The 6597-nt window shown below is 64.5% G+C and carries 5 protein-coding genes and 1 pseudogene; all 6 read left to right on the top strand.

What is annotated here, in order from left to right:
- A partial coding sequence (locus tag EN906_RS18075) for a CmpA/NrtA family ABC transporter substrate-binding protein (protein ID WP_164777222.1) occupies window positions 1-747 on the top strand: 747 nt, incomplete at its 5' end.
- Window positions 748-817: 70 nt separating this feature from the next.
- Window positions 818-1708 (top strand): nitrate ABC transporter permease, encoded by an 891-nt coding sequence (gene ntrB / locus EN906_RS18070; protein WP_127271809.1) that lies wholly within the window; start codon window positions 818-820, stop codon window positions 1706-1708.
- Window positions 1709-1719: 11 nt separating this feature from the next.
- Window positions 1720-2516 (top strand): annotated as a pseudogene (locus EN906_RS18065) (ABC transporter ATP-binding protein).
- 4 nt (window positions 2517-2520) lie between these two features.
- Window positions 2521-4971, top strand: a complete 2451-nt coding sequence (gene nirB, locus EN906_RS18060; RefSeq protein WP_127267122.1) for a nitrite reductase large subunit NirB — start codon at window positions 2521-2523, stop codon at window positions 4969-4971.
- Window positions 4972-4976: 5 nt separating this feature from the next.
- Window positions 4977-5306, top strand: a complete 330-nt coding sequence (gene nirD, locus EN906_RS18055; protein ID WP_127267123.1) for a nitrite reductase small subunit NirD — start codon at window positions 4977-4979, stop codon at window positions 5304-5306.
- A gap of 3 nt (window positions 5307-5309) precedes the next feature.
- Window positions 5310-6597 (top strand): molybdopterin-dependent oxidoreductase (locus EN906_RS18050; protein ID WP_164777221.1); only part of this gene is annotated, 1288 nt, incomplete at its 3' end.

Raw genomic sequence — 6597 nt, 5'->3', positions numbered from 1 at the left:
GATTTGTGGCTGCGCTACTGGCTGGCGGCCGGTGGCATCGATCCCGACAAGGACGTCTCGACCATCGTCGTGCCGCCGCCGCAGATGGTGGCCAACATGAAGGTCGGCAACATGGACGTGTTCTGCGTCGGCGAACCGTGGAACGAGCAGCTCGTCCATCAGGGCGTCGGCTTCACCGCCGCCACGGCGGGCGAATTGTGGAAGGGCCATCCGGAAAAGGCGCTCGGCCTGCGTGCCGAATTCATCGAGAAATACCCGAACGCCACCAAGGCGATCCTGATGGCCGTCATGGAAGCCCAGCAATGGTGCGAGGCCGCTGAGAACAAGGACGAGATGGCCGCCATCATCGGCAAGCGGCAATGGATGAACGTGCCCGTCGCCGACATCATCGGCCGCCTCAAGGGCGACATCAACTACGGCAATGGCCGCGTCGCCAACGGCACCGATCTCTCCATGAAGTTCTGGAAGGGCGGCGTCTCCTATCCTTTCAAGAGCCACGACACGTGGTTCCTCGCCGAGAACATCCGCTGGGGCAAGTTCGCGCCGACCACCGACATCAAGGCGCTGGTCGATCAGGTCAACCGCGAGGATTTGTGGCGCGAAGCGGCCAAGGATCTCGGCGTTGCGGCTGCCGACGTTCCGGCGTCGTCGTCGCGCGGCGTCGAGACCTTCTTCGACGGCAAGATCTTCGATCCGGCCAACCCGTCCGCCTATCTCGATAGCCTGAAGATCAAGGCATCGGCCTGAACCCCTGCGCAAACGGCGCATTGCGCCGTTTGTCGCTCGAATTATCTGCCCCACGGAGTTTTCCCCAGACATGTCGATGCAGACTATCGAGGACACCAAGGTGAAGGCCTTTCCTGCCAAGCCGGCGGAGGTCATCGCCTTCACTGCCAAGGCACGGCGTCGCTTCGAGCCGCTCGCCATCGCCGGCAAACTGGCGAGCGCGCTGGTGCCGCCCATCATCGTCATCGCGCTGATGTTGGTCGTCTGGCAGATCGCCTGTTCGTCGCCGACATCAAGCCTGCCGCCGCCGACCCAGGTGTGGAACGAGGCCTACGATTTGATCGCGCATCCGTTCTTCGACAATGGCCCGCAGGATATCGGTCTGGCATGGCGCGTGCTAATCTCGCTGCAGCGTGTTGCCATCGGCTTCGGCCTGGCGGCGGTGGTCGGCGTCGCGCTCGGCGCGCTGGTCGGCCAGTCGATCTGGGCGATGCGCGGCCTCGACCCGGTGTTCCAGATCCTGCGCACGGTGCCGCCGCTGGCCTGGCTGCCTCTGTCGCTGGCGGCGTTCCGCGATTCCAGCCCGTCGGCGATCTTCGTCATCTTCATCACGTCGATCTGGCCAATCATCATCAACACCGCGGTCGGCGTGCGTAACATCCCAGAGGATTATCGCAACGTCTCGCGCATCCTGCGGCTCAACCAGTTCGAGTTCTTCGTGAAGATCATGGTGCCGGCCGCCGCGCCTTACATCTTTACCGGCCTGAGGATCGGCATCGGCCTGTCCTGGCTTGCCATCGTCGCCGCCGAAATGCTGACCGGCGGCGTCGGCATCGGCTTCTTCATCTGGGACGCGTGGAACTCGTCGCGGCTGCCCGACATCATCGTCGCGCTCGCCTATATCGGCGTCACCGGCTTCTGCCTCGACCGTCTGGTCGCGGCGGTCGGCGCCTTCGTCACCCGCGGCACAACGGCAAAGTGAGGAGAGGGGCGATGACGGCCTATCTGAAACTCGACCATATCGACAAATCCTTCACGCGTGGTGCCCAGGTCAGCGAGGTATTGAAGGACATCAGGCTGACCATCGACAAGGGCGAATTCGTCTCCATCATCGGCCATTCCGGCTGTGGCAAGTCGACCTTGCTCAATCTGATCGCCGGGCTGACCAAGGTGTCCGCCGGCGCCGTGCTGCTCGAGGACAAGGAGGTCGACAGCCCCGGACCGGAACGCGCCGTGGTGTTCCAGAACCACAGCCTTTTGCCGTGGCTGACCGTCTACGAAAACATCAATCTGGCGGTGTCGAAGGTCTTCGGTCGTTCGAAGAGCAAGGCCGAGCGGCATGACTGGATCATGCGCAATCTCGACCTCGTGCAGATGGCGCATGCCAAGGATAAACGCCCGGCAGAAATATCGGGCGGCAGAAGCAGCGCGTCGGGATCGCCCGGGCGCTGGCCATGGAGCCGAAGATACTGCTGCTCGACGAGCCGTTCGGCGCGCTCGATGCGCTGACGCGCGCCCATCTGCAGGATGCGGTGATGGACATCCACTCCAGGCTCGGCTCGACGACGATCATGATCACCCACGATGTCGACGAGGCGGTGCTGCTTTCCGACCGCATCGTCATGATGACCAATGGCCCGGCGGCAACCATCGGCGAAGTGCTTCCCGTGCCGCTGGCGCGGCCGCGCCGGCGCGTCGAACTCTCTTCCGACCGGACTTTCCTGCGCTGCCGCGAGGCGGTGCTGAAGTTCCTCTACGAACGCCACCGCTTCGTCGAAGCCGCGGAGTAGCACCATGAGCGAAAGACTTGTCATCATCGGCAACGGCATGGCCCCCGGGCGCATGCTCGAGCACCTGCTGGAACAGGCGCCGGGCCGCTACACCGTCACCATCTTCAACGCCGAGCCGCGCGTCAATTACGACCGCATCATGCTGTCGCCGGTTCTGTCGGGCGAGAAAGCCTATGAGGAGATCATCATCCACGGCGACGGCTGGTACATCGCCAACAACATCACCCTCTACAAGGGCCACAAGATCATTGCCATCGACCGGACGGCAAAGACCGTTACTTCGGATCATGGTGTCACCGAGCCTTACGACAAGCTCGTCATCGCCACCGGTTCGGTGCCGTTCATCATTCCGGTGCCGGGCCATGATCTGCCGGGCGTGCTGACCTATCGCGACCTCGATGACGTCCAGGCGATGATGCTTGCCGCCCAGTCGCGCGCCAAGGCGGTGGTCATCGGCGGCGGCCTGCTCGGGCTGGAGGCGGCAGCAGGGCTGAACGCGCAAGGCATGGACGTCACCGTGCTGCATGTCATGCCGACGCTGATGGAGCGCCAACTCGATCCCGCGGCCGGCTATCTGCTGCAGCGTGCCGTGGAGCAGCGCGGCATCAAGGTGATCACCAAGGCCAACACACAGGCGATCACAGGCAACGGCAAGGTCGGGCAGGTGGAGCTTGCTGACGGCACCATTATCCCAGCAACGCTTGTGGTGATGGCCGTCGGCATCAGGCCGAATTCGGCGCTGGCGAAACAGGCCGGCATCGCTGTCAACAGGGGCATCGTCGTCGACGCCGGCATGCGCAGCAACGATCCCGACATCTACGCGCTCGGCGAATGTGCCGAGGTCAACGGCCAGGTCTATGGCCTCGTCGCACCGCTCTACGAGATGGCGCGGGTCACAGCCAGCCAGCTGGCCGGCAACGAGGCGGCGGCCTTCGTCCATATGGACACGCCGACCAAGCTCAAGGTCACCGGCATCGACCTGTTCTCGCTCGGCGACTTCGCCGAGGGCGAGGACCGCCAGGAGATCGTGCTGCGCGATGCGGCCGCCGGCGTCTACAAGCGCCTCGTCCTGAAGGACGACCGCATCATCGGTACCGTGCTCTATGGCGAGACGGCTGATGGAGCCTGGTTCAACGACCTCAAGAAGAAGCAGACCGATATTTCCGAAATGCGCGACACGCTCATCTTCGGCCAGTCCTACCAGGGGGGTGCCCCGCTGGACCCTATGGCGGCCGTTGCAGCCTTGCCGGATGATGCGGAAATCTGCGGCTGCAACGGCGTTTGCAAGGGAAAGATCACTGGCGCGATTACGGGGAAGGGCCTGACCTCGCTCGACGACGTGCGTGCCCACACCAAGGCGTCAGCCTCCTGCGGCTCCTGCACCGGGCTGGTCGAGAAGCTGATGGTGCTGACCATCGGCGACAAATACAATCCGGCGGCGGTGCAGCCGATGTGCGGCTGCACGACGCTCGGCCATGACGAGGTGCGCCGGCTGATCATCGCCAAGGGCCTGAAGACCATTCCCGCCGTCATGCAGGAACTGGAGTGGACGACCTCCTGCGGCTGCGCCAAATGCCGGCCGGCGCTCAACTATTATCTCGTCTGCGACTGGCCGGACGAGTACGCCGACGACTACCAGTCGCGCTTCATCAACGAGCGCGTCCACGCCAACATCCAGAAGGACGGCACCTATTCGGTGGTGCCGCGCATGTGGGGCGGCGTCACCAACGCGGCGGAGCTGCGCGCCATCGCCGACGTCGTCGACAAGTTCGAAATCCCGATGGTCAAGGTCACCGGCGGCCAGCGCATCGACATGCTCGGCATCCGCAAGGAGGACCTGCCGGCGGTATGGGCCGATCTCGGTCAGGCCGGCTTCGTCTCCGGCCACGCCTATGCCAAGGGGTTGCGCACGGTGAAGACCTGCGTCGGCTCGGACTGGTGCCGCTTCGGCACGCAGGATTCGACAGGGTTTGGCGTCCGCATCGAAAAATTCATGTGGGGCTCGTGGACGCCGGCCAAGGTCAAGATGGCGGTGTCGGGCTGTCCGCGCAACTGTGCCGAGGCGACCTGCAAGGATGTCGGCGTGATCTGCGTCGACTCCGGCTACGAGATCCATTTCGCCGGCGCGGCCGGCCTCGACATCAAGGGCACCGAGGTGCTGGGCCTGGTCAAGACCGAGGATGAGGCGCTGGAGCATATCGTGGCGCTGACGCAGATGTATCGCGAGCAGGGTCGCTATCTCGAGCGCATCTACAAATGGGCCAAACGCATCGGCATCCCCGAGATCAAGCGTCAGATCATGGACGATGGCGAGAAGCGCAAGGCTTATTACGACCGCTTCGTCTTCAGCCAGAAATTCGCCCAGGTCGATCCGTGGTCGGAACGCGTTTCCGGCAAGGACAAGCACGAATTCCGGCCGATGGCCTCGGTCGGGTTTGCGCAGGCGGCGGAGTGACAATCATGAACTGGATCGCCATCGGCTCTATCGCCGACATCCCCCGCCGCGGCGCGCGCTGCGTCGCCACCCCGGAAGGCAAGATCGCCGTCTTCCGCACCGCCGATGATCAGGTCTATGCCATCGACGACCATTGCCCGCACAAGGGTGGACCGCTCAGCCAGGGCATCGTGCACGGTGCGGCGGTGACCTGTCCCTTGCACAACTGGGTGATTTCGCTGGAGACGGGCAAAGCGCTCGGCGCCGACGAGGGCGCGGTGCGCACCATTCCGGTGCGGGTCGAAGGCGAACGTCTGTTCATCGCGCTGGAAGCGCTGGCCAGCCGCGCGGCCTGAACCATGGAGATTGAGGAAGCGCGCGAGGTGAGGACCACCTGCCCCTATTGCGGGGTGGGCTGCGGCGTGCTGGCGAAGGTCGCCGCGGACGGGCAGGTGTCCGTGCGCGGCGACCCCAACCATCCGGCCAATTTCGGTCGGCTCTGCTCCAAGGGCTCGGCACTGGCCGAGACCATCGATCTCGGCGGCAGGCTGCTTCATCCGGAGATCCATGGTCGCCGCGCCGGCTGGGACGAGGCGCTCGACCTGGTCGCTTCGACCTTCTCGCAGACCATCGCCCACCATGGGCCCGATGCGGTCGCCTTCTATGTCTCCGGCCAGTTGCTGACCGAGGACTATTATGTCGCCAACAAACTGATGAAGGGTTTTGTCGGCTCGGCCAACATCGACACCAATTCGCGCCTGTGCATGGCCTCCTCGGTCGCCGGCCACCGCCGCGCTTTCGGCTCCGACACCGTGCCAGGAACCTACGAGGATCTGGAACTGGCCGACCTGATCGTGCTGGTCGGCTCCAACCTCGCCTGGTGCCATCCGGTGCTCTACCAGCGCATCGCGGCTGCCCGGGAAAAGCGGCCGGAGATGAAGATCGTCCTGGTCGACCCGCGTCGCACCATGACCGCTGACATCGCCGATATGCATCTGGCGATCGCGCCCGATGGCGACGTCGCTTTGTTCACGGGCCTGCTCGCTTATCTCGGCCAGCACAATGCGCTCGACCGCGCCTACATCACGACGCACACGACCGGCTTCGGGCAAGCGCTTTTCGCGGCCTCCGCGCTCGACCTGGCCGGCGTCGCCGCCGCCACCGGCCTGAGCGAGGACGAGCTTGGCCGTTTCTACAGCCTGTTTGCGGCGACGGCGAAAACGGTGACGGTTTACAGCCAGGGTGTGAACCAGTCGTCATCCGGCACCGACAAGGTCAACGCCATCATCAACTGCCATCTCGCCACCGGCCGCATCGGCAAACCCGGAGCAGGGCCGTTTTCGGTGACGGGCCAGCCCAACGCCATGGGCGGCCGCGAGGTCGGCGGCATGGCCAATATGCTCGCCGCCCATATGGAGATCGAAAACCCCGACCATCGCGACCGTGTGCAGCGCTTCTGGAACGCGCCGGCCATTGCCGGAAAGCCCGGCCTGAAGGCAGTCGAGATGTTCCAGGCGCTGGCCGACGGGCGCATCAAGGCGCTGTGGATCATGGCCACCAACCCGGTCGATTCGATGCCGGACGCCGATGCCGTCGAAGCGGCGATCAAGGCGTGCCCTTTCGTGGTGGTGTCGGACGTGCTGGCCC

The organism is Mesorhizobium sp. M7A.F.Ca.CA.004.06.1.1, from assembly GCF_003999135.1.
Lineage (GTDB): Bacteria > Pseudomonadota > Alphaproteobacteria > Rhizobiales > Rhizobiaceae > Mesorhizobium.
This window is presented reverse-complemented; position numbering and strand designations above follow the sequence as displayed.